The sequence below is a fragment of the Faecalicatena sp. genome, assembly GCF_058819085.1.
Window position 1 is genome coordinate 235,170 of the sequence record NZ_JBZUUL010000004.1, and the last position, 21,384, is coordinate 256,553.

Sequence of the window (21,384 nt, forward strand, 5' to 3'; positions counted from 1 at the left end):
AAATAAAGATCTTCTGCCTAAATCAGACAATTCCATTTTATAAACGAAAACAACAGCGTGTCTTTCCCACAACTTCTTTCTTAAAGTTGTAAACATTCATTTCCATTTCCGGCTTAAAATCATCCAGCTGTGTGTCCGGGATCTGTCCGAGCTGGCGCAGCGTCTCTACCACAACTGCATCTCTGACCGGTCCCATGCCGCAGTCCAGCTTGATGGCAATGCCAAGGCCTTTGTCCTTGATTCCCAGACCGTAAAAGCCATCGGCACCTGACTTGCTGAATACATTTTTTCCCGGAAGCGCATTGATCCTGGCATCCGGCCGCCCTGTGCCGGATACATATAGAGGATGATCCTGGATCGCCTCCACAACTCTTACCGCAGCATCCCTGTGCTTTTCGGGTAGCACCTCTGGTCTTGAAAGTCTTGCAAAGCCAAGCGCAAAGTGATACATCGGCATGGCATGGACCGGTACTCCGCACCCATCAATGCCCAGCCGGATCTCTTCAGCAGGATAATCGCAGATTTCTCCCAGCAGCTTTTGGATCCTCTGCTGGTGCGGATGGGTAGTCAGATAATAATCATCCAGACTGTCTCCCAGATATTTTGAAGTAATCAGCATCCCCGCATGTTTCCCGGAGCACATTTCCTGGGCCGGGATGGGCAAAGTTCCCTCACGGCGCATCTTGTCTGCAAGAGGCTGATACATCGGATAATGTGTACCACACTGCAGATATTCCTCGGTAAGCCCTGCTTTTCCCAATATCTCACGAACCGCTTCCACATGATAATCCTCCCCGCTGTGGGAAGAACAGATCAGCGACAGCTCTTTATCTGTAATCCCATAATGGTCATAGGCCCCGCTTTCCAGGACTACCATTGCCTGAAATAGTTTTGCAGAAGAACGGGCAAATACCATTTTATCCGGGTTTCCTATACTGTGAACGATCTCTCCCGCGGAATCGACCACAAGTATATGTCCGGTAAAGCCAAGGTCCTCATAATCACCGCGGTAAGCGACGGCTAGTAATTCTCCAACATTCATATTTTTTGTCTCCTTTATAGTCTTTTGCCCGGCGGGCAGACCCGCAATACATTGCGGGTTGAAGGAAATTGCGCTTCTAGGCTTCTTTTGGGATCGCATCCACAACAGCAGCTTCCCGCGCCTCCATTTCCTCCGGTGATAATTTCTTGATGCCGATTCCTGTAAAGCCATAGATCAGTGCAAATATGATACACAGATAGCACAGGAAGGACCATGGCAGGTAAGCCATCACAGAAACGCCCAATGTGGATGACATGAACACACCACTGGTGGACCAGGGAACCAGCGGCATGATAACCGTACCCGCATCCTCCAGGGACCGTGACAGGTTCTCCGGCGCCAGTCCTCTCTTTTTATAAACATCCCGGAATAACTCGCCGGGAAGAATGATCGTAAGGTATGTAGCACCAACAGTAAATGCTAATCCTGCAGTTGCAAACAGGGTAGATGCGATCAGGCCGCCTGTACTCTTTACACATAAGAGCAGCTTGTTAAGCAGCACCTCTGTACATCCCGAAGCAACCAGCATTCCTGCAAATGTCAGGGCAACCATAAGCAGCTGGATTGTGCTCATCATGCTGGAAAGGCCTCCCCGCACCAGCAGGGTATTGATCTCAGGTACAATCTCTGCCATATCAAATCCTGGTACATGGAGCAGATCCAGGTTGAAACCATTGATCATCGCTGACAGGACATCTCCCAATGCAGCATGCTGGAAGATCATACTCTCCACACTGGCAACCGCAACAGAAACTACCATGATCGGAGTCGTGGGCAGGCGCATCAATGAGCCTCCCAGAACAATGACTGCCGGCAAAAGAAGCAGGATATTGAAATTAAATAATTGATCCAGCTGGCCCAGCATAACTTCCACACCCTCTGCATTGACTGCATTTGTGGCTTTTCCGCTCATGCCAAGGACCGTATAGGCTACAAGACAGATCACTGTAGGCGGTACGATCGTCCAGAGCTGATGTTTGATATGTTCATACAGCGTACAGCCGGAAACCATAGGTGCCAGGTTTGTTGTATCTGACAGGGGAGAGATCTTATCTCCAAAATATGCACCAGACAATACCGCACCTGCTGCCACAGGAAGTGATACCCCAAGTGCTCCGGCGATTCCCATGATCGCAACCCCCATGGTCCCTACGGAGCCCCAGGATGTCCCGGTAACTACAGAGATCACCGCACAGACGATAAACGCAGTTGTCAGAAGCAGATGTGGATTAATGATCCGCACGCCGTAATAGATCATCATCGGGATACAGCCTGATAAGATCCAGCTTCCGATGATCATCCCCACTGCCAATAGAATCATGATCGCACCAAAGGCGGATTTGATCTTATTTCCGACCTCCTTTTCCATCTCCTCCCAGGTATGTCCGGTACGGATTCCGATTACAGCTGCGATCACCGCTGCTATGATCAAAAGAGCTTCCACGGAATAGTTTTTAATCCCTTTCCCATAGACCAGCAGAACGATCAGTGCCACAAGTGGTATGAGTGCCTCCCAGAATTTGGGCAGACGTTTTTCTACATGCTTTTTCGTTTTCTTTCCCATAAAAATCCTCCCATTCTTTCTCTAAAATGAAATTTACGATTCCTTTTCCTGCAATCATCATACTACAGAATTCCCGTTCCCTGCCAATTCCTATTTCTTATAACTGTTATCAGAAAAATAAATCCATTTCATAAAATTACCTATAACCTTGCGTTTTATCTTTTACTTTCGTGATTTTTATGTTATGATGAGTAAAATTTATAATACGTCATAAGGACGATAGGAGATGATTGTTTGAATATTCAGCAGTTACGGTATGTCATAGAAATTGCAAGACAGGGTTCCTTTAATAAGACATCGCAGACGCTCTTTATCTCCCAGCCAGCACTCAGCAATGCGATCAAGGACCTGGAGACCGAACTGGGCTACAGTATCTTTATCCGTGACAGGAAAGGTGTAAGACCCACAGATGAGGGAAAACAATTTTTGGCTTCTGCCAAAACGATCATCCAGGAGCTGGAGAACATTCAGCAGTTACATATCCCCCAGTCTTCCTCACAGCCGCAGATTTTGAAATTTTCAAGCGACCGGGCTGCATTTGTGGCAAAAGCACTGGTGGAATTCAGCCAGGACTATTTAAAAGATAAAAAATATGCCCTGCATCTGTACGAAAAGGACAGTGCCCAGGTGATTATCGATGTTGTTACAAGGAAAGTGGATATCGGGATCATCGCAGTTCTTGCCTCGGAGAATATGGAATGGATCAAGGACCTGAAAAAGAGAGATCTTGTCCACGAATTTCTTTTCAGGACGAAATCCTATGCCATCCTCAGAAAAGGACATCCCCTGTTAGAAAAATCGGAGCTTCATCTGGAGGACTTTTACAAGTACCCCATTTTTCGTACAGATTACGACGCCAACTTGCTGGACGATTACAACCTTGTTGCCGGTTTCCCATTCTATAATCAGTTTGAACAGACCATTTTTACAGACAGTATGCGCTTCATGTATAATTTTATCGGGAACACGGATGGTATCTTCATTGGCACGACCCAGCTGCACGTGGAGGAGCTGCATCCGTTCCTGACCGCACTTCCGCTGCCGGATATCGATGTGGACTGGGAATATTATTATATCTACAGGAAAGGGTATCGGCCGACGCATATTGTTTCTGAATTTCTGAAATATTTAGAGACGGTGATATCTAAGCAGCAGGGGGATACGGAAAAACAGCCGTAATCTGCAGGACAAGAAACCGTGAGATGATTTTAGACTATAAGATCGCAGCTCCTGGCATATGCCGCCGGAGCTGCAATTATTTTCTATTATTTTTTTCATATTTTTTCAAAATCACATATTTTTTCGAAATCACTTGACTAATGTCTTTTTCTATGTTATTCTTTACTTGTATTTTCATCGGATTAGATTTCACATATTTTTGTAAGTCATTATGTTCCATTGTTAATGCTTTACAAAAATATGTGATTTTTTATTATCAGAGGATTTACAACAAATATTATTATTTTTTAGGAGGTATCTTCATGAACAGAGGTACAGTTAAATGGTTTAACGCACAAAAAGGATTTGGATTTATCACAAACGACGACAACGGCGAAGATGTATTCGTACACTTCTCAGGAATCGCTGCTGATGGATACAAGAGTCTGGAAGAAGGACAGAAAGTAACATTTGATATCACAGAAGGAAACCGCGGACCTCAGGCTGTTAACGTATCAGCTGCTTAATTCAAGCGGGATCGTATCTTTTGAATAGGATGTGAACAAAAAAGAACCGAATACATTGCCGGTGGGCGATGTATCCGGTTCTTTTTTTACAGCGATTTTTCCATACATTTGACCTGGCATCTGTGCAGCCATGTTTTATTTATGCTTTGTTTATGGCCATATGTTGATCTGAAGTTTACAATTCTCTGCAAATAAGGTACGATATTGATATCAACCCTATTGATCTGAAAGGTGATAATCATGAATAAACGTCAGAAACAGGCTATGCAGACAAAGGAAAATCTGGTAAAGGCGGCGCTCCACCTGCTGAGGGAAAAGGGCTTTCCCGATCTCACCATACGCGATCTGTGCCAGTGTGCAGAGGTATCGATCGGCACTTTTTACCATTATTTTTCCTCCAAAGAAGATATTATCAACCAGGGTTTCGGATTCTACGATCTGGATCTGGAAGAATATTTACAGACATATGCACAGACCAACCCGAACCCGGTCCGTGCCATATTTGATATTATTATGAATCAGACACGTTATGTAGCAGAGCGGACAGCCGGTTTTACGAAAGAGCTCTACATCGGTATGCTTTCTATCCATGAGGGATATGCGACCAGGAATACCCGGAAATACTACCAGACGATCCTGCACTATACAGAAGAAGCGGTAAAGCAGGGACTTTTCGACTCAGAGAAGTCTGCGGAAGAGCTCACGGAATTCCTCATCCGCACCAACCGGGGCGATATTATTGACTGGTGTCTCCACGACTATGAATATGACCTTGCCGTGCGTGCTCAGGAAGACCTTTCTTTCTTATTAAAAGGACTTCTCAAGGATGGTGCCGGCCCGCTTAAGAATTATCTTGAGGAATAAAAGCGAAGGAACACACCCGAAAATATTCGTTAGGGGATGTTCCTTCACTTTCGTATGACCCGTGCTTTGCCGCTAATGCGGCAAAATATATTTGACTTTTAGATATTACGTGCTATTTCATAAGCATCCCAGATGGCATACATGATATTATGCACCTGATTTGAATCTCCGACATTATAAAGCGGCACAGGAAGATCGACCAGCTCCTGATACAGTGAATTGTCAGAGCGGTATCCGACCGCTGAAATAACAGTATCTGCTTCTATTTCACTGATATAATTTCCTGCCTGTGTCACAACTTTTCCATTTTCGATCTTCATGACCTTTGTGCTCGTGTGAATGGCTACCTGATGTTTTTCCAAAAGCGCCATCAGCATAGAATAGTTCATGAACGGGATGCCATGGATTCCTCCAACCACCTCCGGAAGCATCTCGACGATCTCAACCTTTTTGCCCTGCTGCGCAAGCCACAGAGCAGTCTCACATCCAACCAGACCTCCGCCGATCACAGCCACCTTATCTCCCGGAACTACCTTTCCAAGAAGCACGTCATCTGCCGGGACTGCAGCTCTTAACTCCTCCTGCTGTAAGCGGATGGGCCTGGACCCTGTAGCTGTGACAACCGCATCTGCATGGTATCCCTCAATATCCTCTCTGCGTACTGCCGTGTGGTATTTCACATCAACTTTCAGAAGCTCTAATTGCTTTTCATACCATTTCACAAGCATCCTGTCATATTTTTTGAAGCTTGGCACACCTCCCGGGATTAAGTTACCGCCTAATTCACCGGATTTCTCACACAGGGTCACCTTGTAGCCGCGCTCGGCACATGCTCTTGCCACTTCACATCCAGCAACACCGCCTCCAATGACCAGAATATGCTTCTCTTCTTTTGCCGGAGGAAGTGCGTAGATCTCCTCGCGCCCGCAGGCCGGATTGACTGCACAGCTGATCGGGCCCTTTGTAATATGGCCCAGACATCCCTCATGGCATCCAAGGCACGGGCGTACTTCCTCTAATTTTTCGGTCCTTAACTTTTCCGGATAGTAAGGATCTGCCAGAAGCTGGCGGCCATACTCTACGATATCGCAGGATTTACCCAGCGCCTCCACCGCAATATCCGGGTTCTCCATGCGGCCTGCCAGAATGATAGGCACATCCACCTCTTTCTTTAATATCTCTCCGAATGGACGATACATACCTTCCTCTTCGAAATACATGGGCGGATGGTTCCAGAACCAGGAGTCATAAGTTCCGGCATCCACATTCAGTGCATCATAGCCCGCCTCTACAAGAAGCTTTGCCGCTTCGATGCCTTCCTCGATATCCCGTCCGGCCTCGATATATTCTTCTCCCGGAAGTGCTCCTCGCCTCACGGCTTTCATGCAACTCTTTAAGCTGTAACGAAGTGAAACCGGGAAATCCTTACCACATGCCCGTTTGATCCCTTTTACAATATCCGTTGCAAAACGGAGGCGGTTCTCTAAACTGCCGCCATATTCATCCGTGCGCTGGTTAAAGAGTGCGATGGCAAACTGGTCCAGCAGATACCCTTCATGTACTGCATGGATCTCCACTCCATCGAATCCGGAGCGCTGTGCGATCACCGCTGACTCTACGAACTTTCTTGTCATAAGCGCGATCTCTTCCTTTGTCATCTCGCGGTGCTGGATACGCACATCGAATCGGTTGACCTGAGGAGACGGTGCAATGTAGTTCTTCGCATTGCCGGGCATGGTGCTCCTTCCGGTTCCTGCGGTAAGCTGAAGCAGTATCTTCGTGCCATAGGCATGGATCCGTTCGTTCATCTGATTAGCATTATGTACAAAAGCCATCGGGTTGACCGTAGGGCTCGGCATTCCCGGCTGCGGAATGCCCTCGATATCCGGCGCAACATCACACAGTCCCGTAATGATCAGTCCGATCCCACCTTTTGCTCTTTCCACATAATAATCCTGCAGTCTCTGTGTAAATGCAAAGTTAGGGTCTGCATAACCGATCGGTCCCATGGGGGCCATTGCCATCTTATTCTTTAATCTTAATTTCCCAATACTGGCTGGTTCAAACAGCGGCGCATATTTTTTATTCATTCTCTTCCCTTCCTTCAATCTTCAATGATAATAGTTCCGTCTTCTTTGATCTCGGCGGTCTGCCCGTCTTTTACCTCGTCCAGGAACGCCTCGCCCAGTCCGTCCACCGCTATGATTTTCGTATCCTCCCAAATATCTGCCAGGAGGACACCTGATAACGCCAGAGAGTCGATAGGGTTTGCAAAAATAATCGCTTTCGGGTGCTTTTTCAGCGCCGCGATGGTCTGGATCAGCATTCCCGCAGTGGTGGAACCGATCACCTGTGGGATACATAAAATGACGCCTGCCAGGTCTTTGTTATATAAATCCTTGTTATCCGCATCGATACACACGGCCGGAGCCGCCGGATTCGTCAGAACGCCGGAGTAGGATGCAAGAACATTCAGACCGTAATGGGAGACAAGTAAACGTCCGGTCACATTTCCTTTTACAACTGCTCTTCCTTTATATGTCTTCATTACAGACCACCTCCTGTCACAATTACATCTACCAGTTCATCATCATCCAGATATCTGGACTTGGAATAAGTCCGCAGCTTATTGGAGTTTGTGATCACAGGCACTCCGTCCATGCCGCTCACTCTCATCAGAGGACATACCCCTCCTATTTCCACACCGATCTTCGTCAGATTTTCATAATATGGTGTTTCCTTAAAACGCCTGATAACAGCCGGCGCACTGCATATAATGGTATCCACGGCGATCCGCTTTCTGCCGTGACGCTTTAATGCCTCTTCAAACTTCTGCGCCCACTGGATCAGCTGATCATAGGAGCAGTGCGGGCATCCGATAAATGCCTTATACGGAATGGCATGCTCATATTTCCAGAGAACCGGATAGGAGTTCCTGACGCGCTCTAATTCGGCATCATCGATCACATAGGTCTGCGCGCCTTCTTTGATCAGCGCCTCACCGTGCTCCCTGGCTTCCGGTGTCAGATTCTCCACATGATAAAGTCCCACTGCCCCGTTGGATGCGGTAGCCGCTCCCATATCTTTCAGATAATCCTTTGCCTTCTGATCGATATCCGTACCCAGGTATTGATCCAGGCCTTTGATGTACGGAACCTTTTCCATCACTTTAAAACCGATTGCACTTCCCAGGATCTGCGGCCGCGGCATCTTACTTGTCTTAAGTTCGATCACCCAGTCAGCCTTTCTTCCCTCGTCTGTCATAAAACCGAAATTCGGAGTCAGCCCCAGGATTCCGCTGAAGATCTCGATCACGCCTGAATTCCTGTTCGTCCGCGCACCCAGTACGGAATTCGCATAAACGACTGCGGAAGATTCGGCCCAGGCCAGTCTGTCTCCATAAGACGGAGTATTCCCGATCTCATCGAAGTAGCAGGCACAGGAGAATGCATCCTGATCCTTTAAGCCAACGCTCTTAAGAAGCTCCTCATATTCCGGCTGCATGGAGTACAGCTTCTTGTAAACCGTCTCCTCCACCGTATTCCCGTGAAATCCCAGATTTTCAAAATCCATAGGCCTCGGATCAGCGGTAAATGGAAGCTTCGTCTTGATCCCTGCCTCCTTAAACTCTCTCAAAATCTTGAAAAAAGGTCTCAATGGTGCCATCGCAAAAGAGCATACAAGCTGCACCGGGCCGTCTAACTCTACCATCCGGTCAGCCTCGTACACCTCTCCATACCGCACCAGAGTCTCCATCGTCTTCTGGAGCAGTTCGCCTTGTCTGCCATCTAATATGGCCTGTTGTTCATCCGTTAAATGCATATGCTTCTCCTTTCATTTGTTGAACATTGTTCGTCGAACATTGTTTAATGTTATTATAACTCTTATTTACTGTTTGTCAATTAATTAACCAATTTAAAATAGGAGAAAGGAGTTTTCAGCATTTTCAACAATTAGGAGAGTCGTATTTTGTCTATAAACGCCAAAGGCTTTTGGGCAGATAGAAATAAAGACGCCAAAAAAGCCGGGAGTTGGCATTGCCATTCCCCCAGCTTTATAGCAAAAAAACATCTTTACAATTGTTTTTAGCACCCTATAATTCGCTCATCTTGTCTAATATTGTGTAATAGAATTCTTCACCTCCGCCCTTTTTTTCAAGGGTTTCAAGAATCATTCCGTCCTTAAGCAATATAATATTTTTGCAATATCCAGCCATCTTAGGATCATGTGTTACCATAACAACAGTCTTACCATAATCTTGGTTCACTTGTGTTAAAGCATCTATTACTATTTTCCCTGACTTGGAATCCAGATTTCCGGTTGGTTCATCGGCCAATATCAGGTCAGGATTATTCACTAACGCGCGACATATAGCCACCCTCTGCTTCTCCCCACCCGAGAGCTCATAAGGATCATTTTCCAGCAAGTGATCGATTTGGAACTGCCGTGCCAGCTCAGCTGCCCGGCTATGCATAACATCCGACTTCTCTTTATTTAATATCATGGGAAGCATGATATTTTCTTCTACAGTCAGGCAGTCCATCAAATAAAAATCCTGAAAAATGAAACCAATCCGTTTTCGCCGAATATCTGCTTCCTCATCAGGGTGAAGACCATCGATGTCTTTTTCCATAAAATGCAGATTTCCTCCTGACTGTGAGTCAATTAACCCCAAAACTTTTAAAAGCGTTGTCTTGCCACAGCCAGACTTTCCCATAATGCCTAAAAAGTCCCCTTCATCCACCTCAAAATTAAGCCCCCTAAGCACTTTAATTACATCAATTTTACCGCTCGATAGCTGTTTTTGATAGTTTTTAGTCAGATTATCTACTTTCAATATTAATTGTTTCCCCATTCTGCCTGCCTCCATATCAACTTCTTCATCCAGACATACCATGCCGCCCATATAGCTATATAGATCAGATATACACATCCATCTAAACATACATAATTTAGAATTTCTTTAAATTCATATAGTCTAGCACGTACCGCAAGGCTAGTAAAAATAAGTCCGCCACATACTCCTATTGCTAAAGGTAATGTTACAAATAACCTCATTTGCCCTATCATAGCCTTTTTCCTATCTTTTTCTCTCATACCCAGTTTTTTTAGGAAAACGTTCTGCCAATTCATTTCTTTTACTTCTGCCTCCAGTTTAACATAATACTGAAATAGACCCATAATTGTAAGCAAAAGTACAATAAAGAAATACACTAATCTTCTAAAAAAGATTTCTGCACCCGTATCAATTATCATTTGCTGCTTTTCATAGAATGGCCGTATAGATTCATCCCATACCTTATCGTAACGATACTTATCCTCCAGATACCGAATATCTGTTACCAGGGCATCATACTCATCTTGAGAAACATGAAAGCAGAACAAGCTAGTTGGTCCCTCTGTCAAATTAGACGTATGGTTACCAGTATAATACGTCCATTCCTCATAAGATGCACTTTCACGTAAACTCCATTGCTGCTTATTATATTCCGTGATTTTCTCATATTCCGACTCAAAATACTTGTCACTTAATACAATTAAATTCTCTCCCATTCCCTGATGGAACGCCCCCGTAAGAATATCCCTTTCTTCACTTTTTATTTCTCTTACCGGAAATACTGTATCAACATCTGCCGGATTATAGTACATAAGTGGCTGACCTATGCGAAGATGTTTATTTACCCTGTTAGTATCCCAGTCAATAGTATGTGCTTTTACTGATAGGTCTTGCTGATATACTACATGCATCTCTTCTCCCGATAAATTAAGCTGTTTGGGGATTTTGCCAGCTTTCTCTTTCAAGGTTCGATACGTGGATTCAGATATAGCAATATGCTGCCCTTGCGGATACTGAATCGGACGCGGACCAAACCATGGGACTAGTTTATCACTCCCATATAGTGACGTCATGCGGAACATGGGATACAAACTTCCTTCTGCGTTGTGTTCTTCTGCAACATCAATTAGATTTTCTATATCTGCATGATAAACTGTACCTACAATATCGTAAGGATACAGGTCTGCTATATTCTGTTCCATCATAGAGCCTGCAAATTGTACAGAAAAAACTGATAATATAAAAAAATGGATAACTGACAGGTAAAACAGATTCCAGAAACTTTTCTTATATCGATAATAAAGAGGGCGGTTTACAATAATTTTCCTATAATATTTGTCTTTATCGGACTTTAATCTATTAAGATAGAATACCGTCCCCCCTGACAATAACAGTAAAATACCTAATACGCTTACAATATGAATGTATATACTTTCTGCCCAGCCTCTTATAAAACACCAACGAATGGCTTGGATGCAAAGCATGATACCAATTCCCATAAGCAGAAAAGCATGTTTATGATTGCGATTTTCCTTTTGCACCTCTATATTCATATTCATTGACCGTGCTAAACTTAATATATTTTCCTGATTTAATCCAAGAGCCAAAAGCACTGCGAGCAAATACCCCAATATACAAAATACGATAGACTTACCATTTACAATTGAAGCAAGAGTAATTTCGACACCACTATGTGAAAGTACACTCTGCCATGCATTTTTAATAATGTAAGCAGCAATACTCCCGGATACTATTCCACAGATACCAGCTAACAAAGCATTTACAGAAAATACTATCACAAATATTAAATACACTGTTCTGCTGCGCATACCCAAAACTAAAAGCAAATTGTTAGCTTTTTTCTGATAGCCTATATAATATGAAATAACTAATATGAGCATAATAATACAAAGTACAGCTACCAAAAGCCCTGTATTTCGAAAAATTTCTATAAGCCCATTACTCGACATAAAGTCCTCTTTACCATGCACTTGTGCAATTAAACCATACATAGTCAGCATCACATATATACACATTGCAGTAAAGAAACACGCTGCCAATAAAAGTATCTGCCCCTTTTTAGTATAAATATAATTTTTACGGACCATTTGGAAAAATTCTTCTGGATAGCGTCCTGGAAAGTATTTTATCCTCTTTTTTTCTGCCTGCTCTAATTTTTCATTTGCTTTCTGCCTCTTATATGCCTCATTTATTTCATCTCGTTCCTGAAGCCAGCGTACTCCCATATAATCAACTACTACTAATACAATATTAATTAGGAAATAGGGTTGAAAACAAATAGCGTAAACTACCATTCCCACTCCCGGCAAAAATATGAAATATTTGGGATTCTTCTTTTTAATCAGCCATATAGAACGAACAAAATATAAGATATTTGTAAGCAAGGCCGGAATAACCGAGGACAAAGTCAGCAAGACTCTTAAATCCTCTACCATTAGACTCCCATCACCAATTTTAAACGCAAAATCCCAAATGTTATAATACCCCCATGGCGTCCCTAATTTTTCAATTAGTAAAGAAAAAAATATTAAGAAGCCACAAAGAATTTTTAATTTCGTGCCTTTTTGCTCTGTATCCATATTCTCCCCCTGTTCTGAACCGCCAAAATTTATTGTATACTAAATAACTGTTCCGACTTCGCAACAGTTGTATATAAAGATTATTGTGTAAAATCCGAGAATTTTATAGAAATAAGAAGTTCAACTGAACTATTGCACATAATTTCCGAATTAACAGTTCAGTTAAATTGAGTTAGATAAATGATATGTCAATCGCTTCTGCTCTTCTTGATAAAATAAATTCTTCCCCATAGCATGGATATAAAATTTAGTAACAATGCCGATTCAATATAAATCATCGTTTTCATATACCCTGTAAATAACAATGTAATATTGCATAACATCCAAAATAATAATACCTTCCTAACATTTTTTTTCATTTTCTTTTGTTCACTTAGACATATATCCATATTATATTGTTTTACAGGGGTGAATGCAAAAGTAAATGTTGCTAAAACTACTCCAACCATTAAACATAAACCATTTGGCAGTATAAGATATTTGCTTATTTTAATACAAGCAACATATGTCAAACTAGAACAGAAATAACAATTATAAAATTTTTCTAGATGCATCCCTCCAGAAAAAGTCCGAACACTTATAAACACAATTAAAAAGACCACACCTTCATAACCAATCCCTAAAACTATATTTAATACCAGTATGGTTATCAACGATAGAAACATCTCCATGGCAACCAACAGTCCATATTGATAGATCTCGTATTCACTTTCCTTTATAATATTTTCATTAATCAAATAATTCGTGAAATAATTAATAACTCTATTCATAGGTTCCTCAGTAAATCTAACTTTTCAGGAATCTCTCCCTGATGATAAATAAACACACAATGCCTCGTCGCAACAAACGTACTTACAATTAAAGCGATGCTAGCCAACATATTTACAATATTATATTTCTTTACTAAAATCCCACTAAATTTTTTCATTAATGTCCCTCCATGATAGTTAAGAACTCCAGATATTTAATAAAATATATAATATTAGTATTAAATGAAATTTTCTTTAGATGTATGCTAATAGGTTAACATTTTTTACTATGTTACTCTTCAACTTGTAATTTTTAAGAAATTATATGTAATTTTTTCCATAGGTTATCAAAAGAGTCAAATAGTTAAATAGCTATACTAATTACTCTCCCATAAACATCATAATCTTTAGAGTAAAAATCTGTTCCTTAGTATCTATCATGAATGTACCATTGTATTTATTAACAATCCTTTCTATTGTTGATAATCCGACTCCATGATAAAATTTATTTTTTTTCGATGAAATATATCTTCCCATCCAATCTTTTTCCAAACTATTTATAAACGAATTTTGTACAACAAGAGTGAGTGTGTTTTTCATTTCCTTCATATATAGTTTTATAAAACGATTTGATATGTCGACTTTTTCAGATGCTTCTATTGCATTATCCATTATATTTCCTAAAAGCAAGCAGATATCCCCGTCCTCAATTGATAGTTCCGAGCCAATCTCTACATTAGCAGAAAAATCGATTCCAACTGCTTTGGCTAAAGAGTATTCATAATTAATCAGGGAATCCACAATTAGATTTGATGTATCTAAATACTTATCAACTTTAATTTTTGTAAGATAATTCAGTTCTGCTAAAAATTCCTGTGCCTCATTATACTTCTTTTTCTCGAGAGCGTTCTGAATATAGAAGATCTGATATTTTATATCATGTCTGATTTTCCGCACTTCTTCTGAAATTTGTCTGTGTATCAAAGCATTTTGTCTGAATGATTCAATCTGCTTTTCATATATGGAATTACTCCTTCGTAATTCTTGCTCCATAAAAATTCTTTCATATAAAACAAATATACTTATATTAACAATTAGTATAATTATATACGGAATCGTTTGAATAATAGAGATATTGGAGCCATATAATTTATAATCACTGTAAAAAATGTAACAGGCGATATAAATGCTCCCTAATGGAATCGCTATCATAAGTCCCCCTGTCAAATGAGCGATTTCTCCAAAAGTTCTCTTCCTTCCCCCAAAATCAATACTCTTTATCACAATAAACATGAGTAGTTTTGATACAAGTACCCCTAAAAAACTGTTTTCCACAAAACCAAAACCTGAATAAATCAGAATAAGTGCTGTCAATACTTCTGCTAACATATATATAACGTTAAACAACATAACAAATATAATCTTTTTATATAGTGTGCCCTCATATAACCCTAGTGTATAAAATAAAATCATAAATATACTTATTAATAAGTTAACTACCCCATTATCACTAATCAAGAACGTAGAAATAATTTGCCAAATAATTGAAATAGTCCAAATAGCAACTGTTTTTACAGATTTTCTAGAGGTCTTGAAAAATATATCAAAGTATAGCTTCATTTGATATAATGAAAAAAGATTTAAGATTAAATATAAAAATGTTTCACTTGTCATTATTAAGCAAATCCTCTCCTATTAAATCACAGTATTTGTATCTAAAGCTTTTCTGCCTGTCTTCACTTATATTAAGGATTGTTCCATCCTCCATTTCCATATAGGAAAATGTAATTTTACGCACATATTGCATATTAACCAAATAAGATTGATGTATGCGCATAAAATGTTTGTCTTTTTCCAACACAATTTTTTCTATCTCATTCAGCTTTCCATAGAATTGATAAGATCTGTCTTTCCCTCTTATATGAATGATTCTTTTATCACTCTCAAAATATTTGATATCTTTATATTTAACCATATACATTTCTTTCTGATATTTAAAAACAAAACTTTCATTTCCGCACTCAATTTTTTCTAATGCTTTTAAAAAGTAATTTTCAAATTTTACGCTGTCAATTGGCTTATCTAAGAATCTAAACGGCTCAACTTCCAACATATCTCTGAAATAGCTGTCATAATTTGATACAAAAATAACTACAGCACATGAATCCTTAGCGCGTATTTGCCGTGCGGTTTCTATTCCACTTAAACTATCCATTTCAATATCCAGATATATTAAATTATATATCTTATTACTTCTTTCCATATAGTTAATTAACATCGCACCATCATAAAAAACATCTATATATATATCAATATCCTTTTCTTTTGCAATTTTATATAATAAATTCTCTATCATATTCGTACTATTAATGTCATCATCACATACAGCAATCGTAATACTCACATCTATATCCTCCCATTATCCCTGGAAAAATGTAATCCTCCAATTATTATAGTTGAATCGGTCAGATTCAACAAGCAGATTCATACCTTGAGTTTCCGCAAATTTATCCACAGATACCCGATTATTCTGAATTCGTTACAAACACCTTTAAAATAATTCCCCCAAAATAAATTTCGATAATCGTCTTTCCATGCATCTTGGAATAGGAACACTTGCAAAAGCGGCTGCTCCCTGGCTTCAATTGGTAAAGAAATGGGTTCCCACCACGAGGACAGATTAGGGACTCTCACCCGTAAGAAGCGTGCGCCGCCTGACGCACTCAAAAAAGGGGCTGCTGGGAAATTCACACAGAATTTCCCAGCAGCCCCTTTATATCTCAGATTAGTCCTGAACGTATGGCATTAAAGCAATGTGTCTTGCTCTCTTGATTGCTACTGTAAGAGCTCTCTGATGCTTTGCACAGTTTCCTGTGATTCTTCTAGGAAGGATTTTTCCTCTTTCAGAGATGTATTTCTTTAACTTTGCTACGTCTTTATAATCGATCTCGTTATTCTCTTTACCACAGAATACGCATACTTTTTTTCTTCTGCGCGCCGGTCCTCTTCTCTTGAAGCCGCCTTCTGGTCTGTTACCTTTTTCGTAAGCCATTTCTTTTTACCTCCTATATTAATAGAAAGATTTCACAATACGTGTCTTAGTTAAATGGCAGCTCTTCATCGATCCCATCCGGGATGTTCATGAATCCGTCACCTGCATCAACACTTGGTGAAGGGCTTGGAGCTGCTGACTGCTGGAAGGAGCCTCTGTTGGCTTCACTTTCCGCTCTGCTCTCAGCAAATTCCTGATCCTCGATAATGACTTCTGTTGTGTATACCTTCACGCCATCTTTGTTCGTGTAGCTTCCGGTCTGGATACGTCCGGAAATGGAAACTCGCATTCCCTGGCGGAAATACTTCTCTGCAAACTCAGCGGAGCGTCCGAATACAACACACGGAATGAAATCCGCTGTCGGTTCGTTGTCTCTCTTGAACTTGCGGTCAACAGCTATTGTATATCTTGCAACTGCAGTTGCACTATCACCTTGTGAATATCTAACTTCTGGGTCCCTTGTCAGGCGCCCAACCAAAACTACTTTATTCATAAATACCTCTTTCTCTATGCTTCCTGTCTAACGCATAAATATCTGAGTACGTTGTCCATGATACGGATACGTTGTTCAACTTCTCCTGGAACAGTACTGTCAGATTCGAAGTGGACGAAGTAGTAAAATCCTTCTTTCATCTTCTGAATTTCGTAAGCAAATCTTCTCTTACCCCATTCATCAACGTCTGTAACATTGCCACCGAAACGTGTAATTAAAGTTTTCACTTTCTCGATAACTTCTGCTCTAGCGTCGTCTTCGATTTTTGCACTGACAACAACAGCTAATTCATACTTGTTCATGTCTTTTGCACCTCCTTATGGTCTCTGGCTCCCGTACCTTAGCGGGAACAAGGAAAATTGATGTCCGTGAATTTTATATTCAACGGGTACGTCACGAGTTCTTATTTTACCATAAGAGGCTGTCCGATTCAAGCTTTTTTACGAATTTCTTTTGTATTTTTTTCCACTAACTTCCGTGGTACCATGATCTGGTGTCCGCATCCGGTACATTTCAGCCGGAAATCTGCCCCCACTCTTAATATTTCCCACTCATAACTGCCGCATGGATGCGGCTTTTTCATGCGTATCACGTCCCCGATCTCAAATCTGTCCGGCATAACTTCATCCCTGCCCTTCCTACTAATAATGAGAATATTCTGAAAACGGTGAGCAAAGGGGTCAGACCCCTTTGCACTACTCCGTCTTCACAAGCACACCCTGTACCAGGAACCGCTCATCATCATTGATATTCGTACATGTTGACAGGCTGACGATCTGGGACTGAGCGTCCAGCTTGACATCCACCTGATAATTGGACGAATTCCTGCATAACTGCAGATAAGCCGCATAATCCTCTGCCGTTGCATAGGCAAGATTATAATTATCGGCATTGTCCTTCACCGTACTTGCCGAGAACACCTGGTATGTAAGCTTCCCCTTTGGTGTGTAAATATAAAAATACGGATGCTTCTTGCAGAACTCTTCACTTGCATACTCATTCAGCTGCGAAAACATCTCTCCTCCCACCTTTAGATTATGCCCGTATATAAAGGTGTTGAGGTCTGTAAACTCGGAATTGTTGCGCATGTCCATGAAGATCGCACCCAGCTTATTGTCATTTGCCGAGAAGGTTTTCGTCAGATATTCCTGGTTATCCGCACTTTTTACAACCGGATAACTGATGACAGACGGCTCATCAAAGCGAAGCCATGCAACCGTATCGGGATTCTCTTTCAACAGCACATCAAAATCAACCTGAAAGCCGTCATCCTCTTCCCCATCCTTTGAGTCCTCTTTCTCATTTGTAATGGCCAGCTTCTTGACCCTATCATATTCCTTACCGCCGGAATAGTAAGGGATCAGCAGCTTGATCAATTGATATGCCGAAAAAATGAATACACAGATCGCAGCCAAAAGCACGACCGTCAATAGAACCCCGCTGGACTTTCCTTTTTTGCCATGCTTGTCCTCTCGTCTTTTTTTCCTGCTCATTCTTTGTTTCTCCTATCTTCTGTCTCGTCCGCTATACTGCCCGACTGCATCCGGTTTCTTGCCAGGAAAACACTGATTACCTGTGCTACCACTGTCAGCGTATCGATCTGGCTCTTTGTCCAGAGGCGGCTGGTCCTGCATTCGTCAAATCCGATGAATCCCCTCATCTTTCCTGCATCCTTGATCAGACACTGGAGTACAGACTTGGTTCCTTCTTTCTCCATAGTAGAACGATATTTTTCGGGCAGCTCTTTTATATGGTTACAAAAGAAAACACCGTTTTCATTAAAATTGCTAAAATAATCTTCCGAAATCTCCTTTGAAAGCCCCTGCAGCCTTTCTTTTCTGAGCTCGATCCCTTCTTTACACCACTCAAATGCCTTATATCCATAGTTCCCATCATCAGAGCATTCAAAAATATACGCCCGGCACGCGCCAAATTGGGTTCCTATGATCTTCAAAATACCTTCAATGCCCTTTTCTATATCTGGTTCATTGTACAGTGATGTAAATACATAGCTTATGATTCCGGTCTCCCCCTGCCACACTGTGTCAAAATTATCGAGCCTGCGCTTTGCCGTATACAGCCTCTCATTTACATCTTCCATCTGCAGTCCCGGCTCATAAATCTTCCAGTTATTCTTACCAGAAGCCTTCGCCTTATAAAGCGCAATATCTGCATTTTTATAAATAGTTTCAAAATCCATACCGTGTTCCGGCAGAAAGGCGATTCCTATACTGCTGGAAAATGTATAGTTTTCATCGTGCATGTACTCATTGAAAATCGCCATAATCTCTGCGGCCTTCTTTCTGACGATTTCTTTATTCTGTATATTCTTCATGATCACAGCAAATTCATCGCCGCCGATCCGCCCAATAATATCATGCCTTCTGAAAATATGTTTCAACCCTGCCGCAATCTCCGCCAGGAGCGCGTCACCGCTTAAATGACCATAAAAATCATTGATATACTTAAAATCATCAATATCGATCATAAAAAAGGCTGCCATTTCCCCCTGCTTCATATTGGAAAAATACCGGTTTCCAAACATCTGCAGCGTACCTTTATTATAAACACCTGTGAGAGCATCCTTTTCAGCCCTCTCCTTTAGCCTCTCGGTCTTCTTTTTCTCATCATCTATATCCAAAATGACGCCTATGACCTTTTTCTTAGCCCCGTCATTCCCGGTCTGTAATGTTGCACGAATCCTGCACCAGATGAATGCCCCGTCTTTTTTCTGCAGCCGGGCCTCATCTTCCACATAAGGAGTATTATCCAGCAGACGGTGGCAGAGACGTAATAGGGTCTTTCTGTCTTCAGTATGTATATGCCCGCTTTTCAGGATCCCCTCCTCGATATTCGCCTCAAAAGGCTTGTAGCCAAACTTTTTCTCCCAGTTATCTGACCACAATATCGTATCATTCGTTATATCCCATTCGAAGATCACCTCTCTCGTCTGTGCCAGGATGATCCTGTGTCGTTCCAGACTAAGTCTCAGATCCTCCATAGTCGCACGCTGTTCGGTCACATCCGTCAGGATACAGTAAAACACATCTCTTCCGTTGCGGCGCACCAGCTGCCCCTGATCATATATTACCTTTAATGTACCGTCTTTGCATTTTACACGGTATTCAATCTTTTTTGTATTCCCCTGAGCCATCTGTTCATTGACCGACTGCAGCGTCTTTTCCCAGTCCGGTTCATACATCAGCCGGCGGAATCTGTTATCATACCTCTCTTTTAGTTCCTCAGCTGAATAACCCAAAAGTTTTAAAAAACCATCACTATACTCCAATAGCTCTAATCCATCTTCAATATCCGCATCGCAGCACATAACGCCGCCCGGGACATTTTGGATCAATGCGTTTAGATTCTTATTTTCTTCAAGCACTTGTTCTAATGTACGACCTTTGTATACCACCTGATCCTTCTTTTTATCCATACCCTGACTCCTTATAGATTATTATATGTACAGTATGGCATGAAGTACTTTTTTATATATTCCGGGCCACTTCCTGCTTTCCATCATTGTATCATAACTTAATGCTGAAATCTCCTGTTTCCCCAGAATTATCAAAACTTTCTCTCTTGACAGCACCAGTTTACAGTCCGTATCTGTTAAGCAGCTCATTTATCGCAAAAGCAACCCCCAATTCCTCGTTTGATCTGGTTATATACTTTGCTGCCTTTTTTACCTCCGGCATCGAATTTGCCATGGCTACAGTAGCACCAAAGTCCATGGAAAGCATGGAATAATCGTTCATACTATCTCCAAACACCATCACTTCGTCCATTGTATAGCCAAGTGACTCAATATATTCCTTTAAAACAGGCCCCTTCTGCGCCTTCACATCCGTAATCTCCAGATTTGTCTCAAAAGACGCGGCTACGGCGATTGCCGGATGATCCTGCAGCTCCTCACGTATCATATCTAACATCGGAATGTCCTCGGAGTACAGAAAGATTTTATAAATCGGCACGCCCGCCATCCGAAGCTGTGAAAAATCAGATATGATCCTTGTATTTCCCCTGATCCGCTGATAAAGTGGATCCTGCCTGGCCTGCTCCTCATCTATATCCTGATCCAGGTGGAATACCCGAAGCTGATGAAGAAAGCCGGACTCGATCTCCGCCTCATCCCCGATCCGGTAATCGTGCTCATCTGTACAGAAAACAACTGACACTGGATACTTCTGCAGTGCCTGATACACCTCTTCGCACAAGTCCATATCGATCGGCGCTGTATAAACCACCTTCCTGCCGGGATCACGCACCTCTGCACCGCTTCCTACGATATAATCGCATGTCAGCTCCACATCCTTTAATTCTTCCATCGCTCCGCGGAAATTCCTGCCCGTAGCCACCATAAAGCGGATGCCTGCCTCACAAGCCCTGTGGATCGCCTCAAGAGTCTCCCTGGCTATTCTGTGGTGGTTATTCAGCAGTGTTCCGTCCATATCCGACGCGATCACTTTAATCATCTTACATTCTCCTTTTATCTGAA

The 21,384-nt window shown here is 41.8% G+C and carries 21 protein-coding genes; 3 read left to right on the top strand and 18 right to left on the bottom strand.

The window, feature by feature from the left end; translation table 11 throughout:
* Positions 1 to 37 precede the first annotated feature (37 nt).
* Both AC4OGX_RS03165 and nhaC read right to left on the bottom strand, forming a co-directional pair.
* Positions 38 to 1,042, bottom strand: coding sequence for an asparaginase (locus AC4OGX_RS03165; RefSeq protein WP_493328396.1), 1,005 nt, complete (start codon positions 1,040 to 1,042; stop codon positions 38 to 40).
* A gap of 76 nt (positions 1,043 to 1,118) precedes the next feature.
* The gene (gene nhaC / locus AC4OGX_RS03170; protein ID WP_493328397.1) at positions 1,119 to 2,606 is read right to left on the bottom strand and encodes a Na+/H+ antiporter NhaC; all 1,488 of its coding nucleotides are present in this window, start codon (positions 2,604 to 2,606) and stop codon (positions 1,119 to 1,121) included.
* A 234-nt stretch (positions 2,607 to 2,840) separates the two neighbouring features.
* Between nhaC and AC4OGX_RS03175 the strand changes: the two genes are divergently transcribed.
* The 3 genes from AC4OGX_RS03175 (at position 2,841) to AC4OGX_RS03185 (ending at position 5,155) form a co-directional block, all read left to right on the top strand.
* Complete coding sequence (locus AC4OGX_RS03175; protein ID WP_493328398.1) at positions 2,841 to 3,785, top strand: LysR family transcriptional regulator; 945 nt, start codon at positions 2,841 to 2,843, stop codon at positions 3,783 to 3,785.
* 302 nt (positions 3,786 to 4,087) lie between these two features.
* A complete protein-coding gene (locus tag AC4OGX_RS03180) occupies positions 4,088 to 4,291 on the top strand; it encodes a cold-shock protein (RefSeq protein WP_493328399.1) in 204 nt (67 codons plus the stop codon).
* A gap of 240 nt (positions 4,292 to 4,531) precedes the next feature.
* Complete coding sequence (locus AC4OGX_RS03185) at positions 4,532 to 5,155, top strand: TetR/AcrR family transcriptional regulator (RefSeq protein WP_493328400.1); 624 nt, start codon at positions 4,532 to 4,534, stop codon at positions 5,153 to 5,155.
* Positions 5,156 to 5,253: 98 nt separating this feature from the next.
* Here the strand turns inward: AC4OGX_RS03185 and AC4OGX_RS03190 are convergent, their stop codons facing one another.
* From AC4OGX_RS03190 to AC4OGX_RS03265, 16 genes are all read right to left on the bottom strand, one after another.
* Positions 5,254 to 7,245 carry an FAD-dependent oxidoreductase gene (locus AC4OGX_RS03190; protein ID WP_493328401.1) on the bottom strand — a complete coding sequence of 664 codons (1,992 nt, stop codon included), beginning with the start codon at positions 7,243 to 7,245 and terminating at the stop codon, positions 5,254 to 5,256.
* Between the two features lie 14 nt (positions 7,246 to 7,259).
* A complete protein-coding gene (locus AC4OGX_RS03195) occupies positions 7,260 to 7,703 on the bottom strand; it encodes an aconitase X swivel domain-containing protein (protein WP_493328402.1) in 444 nt (147 codons plus the stop codon).
* Positions 7,703 to 8,977, bottom strand: coding sequence for an aconitase X (locus AC4OGX_RS03200; protein ID WP_493328403.1), 1,275 nt, complete (start codon positions 8,975 to 8,977; stop codon positions 7,703 to 7,705). The genes AC4OGX_RS03195 and AC4OGX_RS03200 overlap by 1 nt, the downstream gene beginning before the upstream one ends.
* A gap of 271 nt (positions 8,978 to 9,248) precedes the next feature.
* The gene (locus AC4OGX_RS03205; protein ID WP_493328404.1) at positions 9,249 to 10,010 is read right to left on the bottom strand and encodes an ABC transporter ATP-binding protein; all 762 of its coding nucleotides are present in this window, start codon (positions 10,008 to 10,010) and stop codon (positions 9,249 to 9,251) included.
* Positions 9,995 to 12,592, bottom strand: a complete 2,598-nt coding sequence (locus AC4OGX_RS03210; protein ID WP_493328406.1) for an ABC transporter permease — start codon at positions 12,590 to 12,592, stop codon at positions 9,995 to 9,997. Before AC4OGX_RS03210 ends, AC4OGX_RS03205 begins: the two co-directional genes overlap by 16 nt.
* A gap of 188 nt (positions 12,593 to 12,780) precedes the next feature.
* Complete coding sequence (locus AC4OGX_RS03215) at positions 12,781 to 13,362, bottom strand: accessory gene regulator B family protein (protein WP_493328408.1); 582 nt, start codon at positions 13,360 to 13,362, stop codon at positions 12,781 to 12,783.
* On the bottom strand, positions 13,359 to 13,520 hold the full coding sequence (locus AC4OGX_RS03220) for a cyclic lactone autoinducer peptide (RefSeq protein WP_493328410.1): 162 nt from the start codon (positions 13,518 to 13,520) through the stop codon (positions 13,359 to 13,361). The genes AC4OGX_RS03215 and AC4OGX_RS03220 overlap by 4 nt, the downstream gene beginning before the upstream one ends.
* Before the next feature lie 202 nt (positions 13,521 to 13,722).
* Positions 13,723 to 14,730 (bottom strand): ATP-binding protein, encoded by a 1,008-nt coding sequence (locus AC4OGX_RS03225; RefSeq protein WP_493328412.1) that lies wholly within the window; start codon positions 14,728 to 14,730, stop codon positions 13,723 to 13,725.
* 274 nt (positions 14,731 to 15,004) lie between these two features.
* Positions 15,005 to 15,745 (bottom strand): LytR/AlgR family response regulator transcription factor, encoded by a 741-nt coding sequence (locus AC4OGX_RS03230; RefSeq protein WP_493328413.1) that lies wholly within the window; start codon positions 15,743 to 15,745, stop codon positions 15,005 to 15,007.
* 381 nt (positions 15,746 to 16,126) lie between these two features.
* The gene (gene rpsR, locus AC4OGX_RS03235) at positions 16,127 to 16,393 is read right to left on the bottom strand and encodes a 30S ribosomal protein S18 (RefSeq protein ID WP_216245705.1); all 267 of its coding nucleotides are present in this window, start codon (positions 16,391 to 16,393) and stop codon (positions 16,127 to 16,129) included.
* 46 nt (positions 16,394 to 16,439) lie between these two features.
* Positions 16,440 to 16,886, bottom strand: coding sequence for a single-stranded DNA-binding protein (locus tag AC4OGX_RS03240; RefSeq protein WP_493328414.1), 447 nt, complete (start codon positions 16,884 to 16,886; stop codon positions 16,440 to 16,442).
* A gap of 14 nt (positions 16,887 to 16,900) precedes the next feature.
* Positions 16,901 to 17,188: a 30S ribosomal protein S6 gene (gene rpsF, locus AC4OGX_RS03245; protein ID WP_493328415.1), complete on the bottom strand. Its 288-nt coding sequence runs from the start codon at positions 17,186 to 17,188 to the stop codon at positions 16,901 to 16,903.
* Positions 17,189 to 17,316: 128 nt separating this feature from the next.
* A complete protein-coding gene (locus AC4OGX_RS03250; RefSeq protein WP_493328416.1) occupies positions 17,317 to 17,505 on the bottom strand; it encodes a DUF951 domain-containing protein in 189 nt (62 codons plus the stop codon).
* Between the two features lie 76 nt (positions 17,506 to 17,581).
* A complete protein-coding gene (gene srtB, locus AC4OGX_RS03255; protein WP_493328418.1) occupies positions 17,582 to 18,379 on the bottom strand; it encodes a class B sortase in 798 nt (265 codons plus the stop codon).
* A complete protein-coding gene (locus tag AC4OGX_RS03260) occupies positions 18,376 to 20,322 on the bottom strand; it encodes a sensor domain-containing diguanylate cyclase (protein ID WP_493328419.1) in 1,947 nt (648 codons plus the stop codon). Before AC4OGX_RS03260 ends, srtB begins: the two co-directional genes overlap by 4 nt.
* Positions 20,323 to 20,482: 160 nt before the next feature.
* Positions 20,483 to 21,361, bottom strand: a complete 879-nt coding sequence (locus tag AC4OGX_RS03265; protein WP_493328420.1) for a Cof-type HAD-IIB family hydrolase — start codon at positions 21,359 to 21,361, stop codon at positions 20,483 to 20,485.
* Between the last annotated feature and the right edge of the window lie 23 nt (positions 21,362 to 21,384).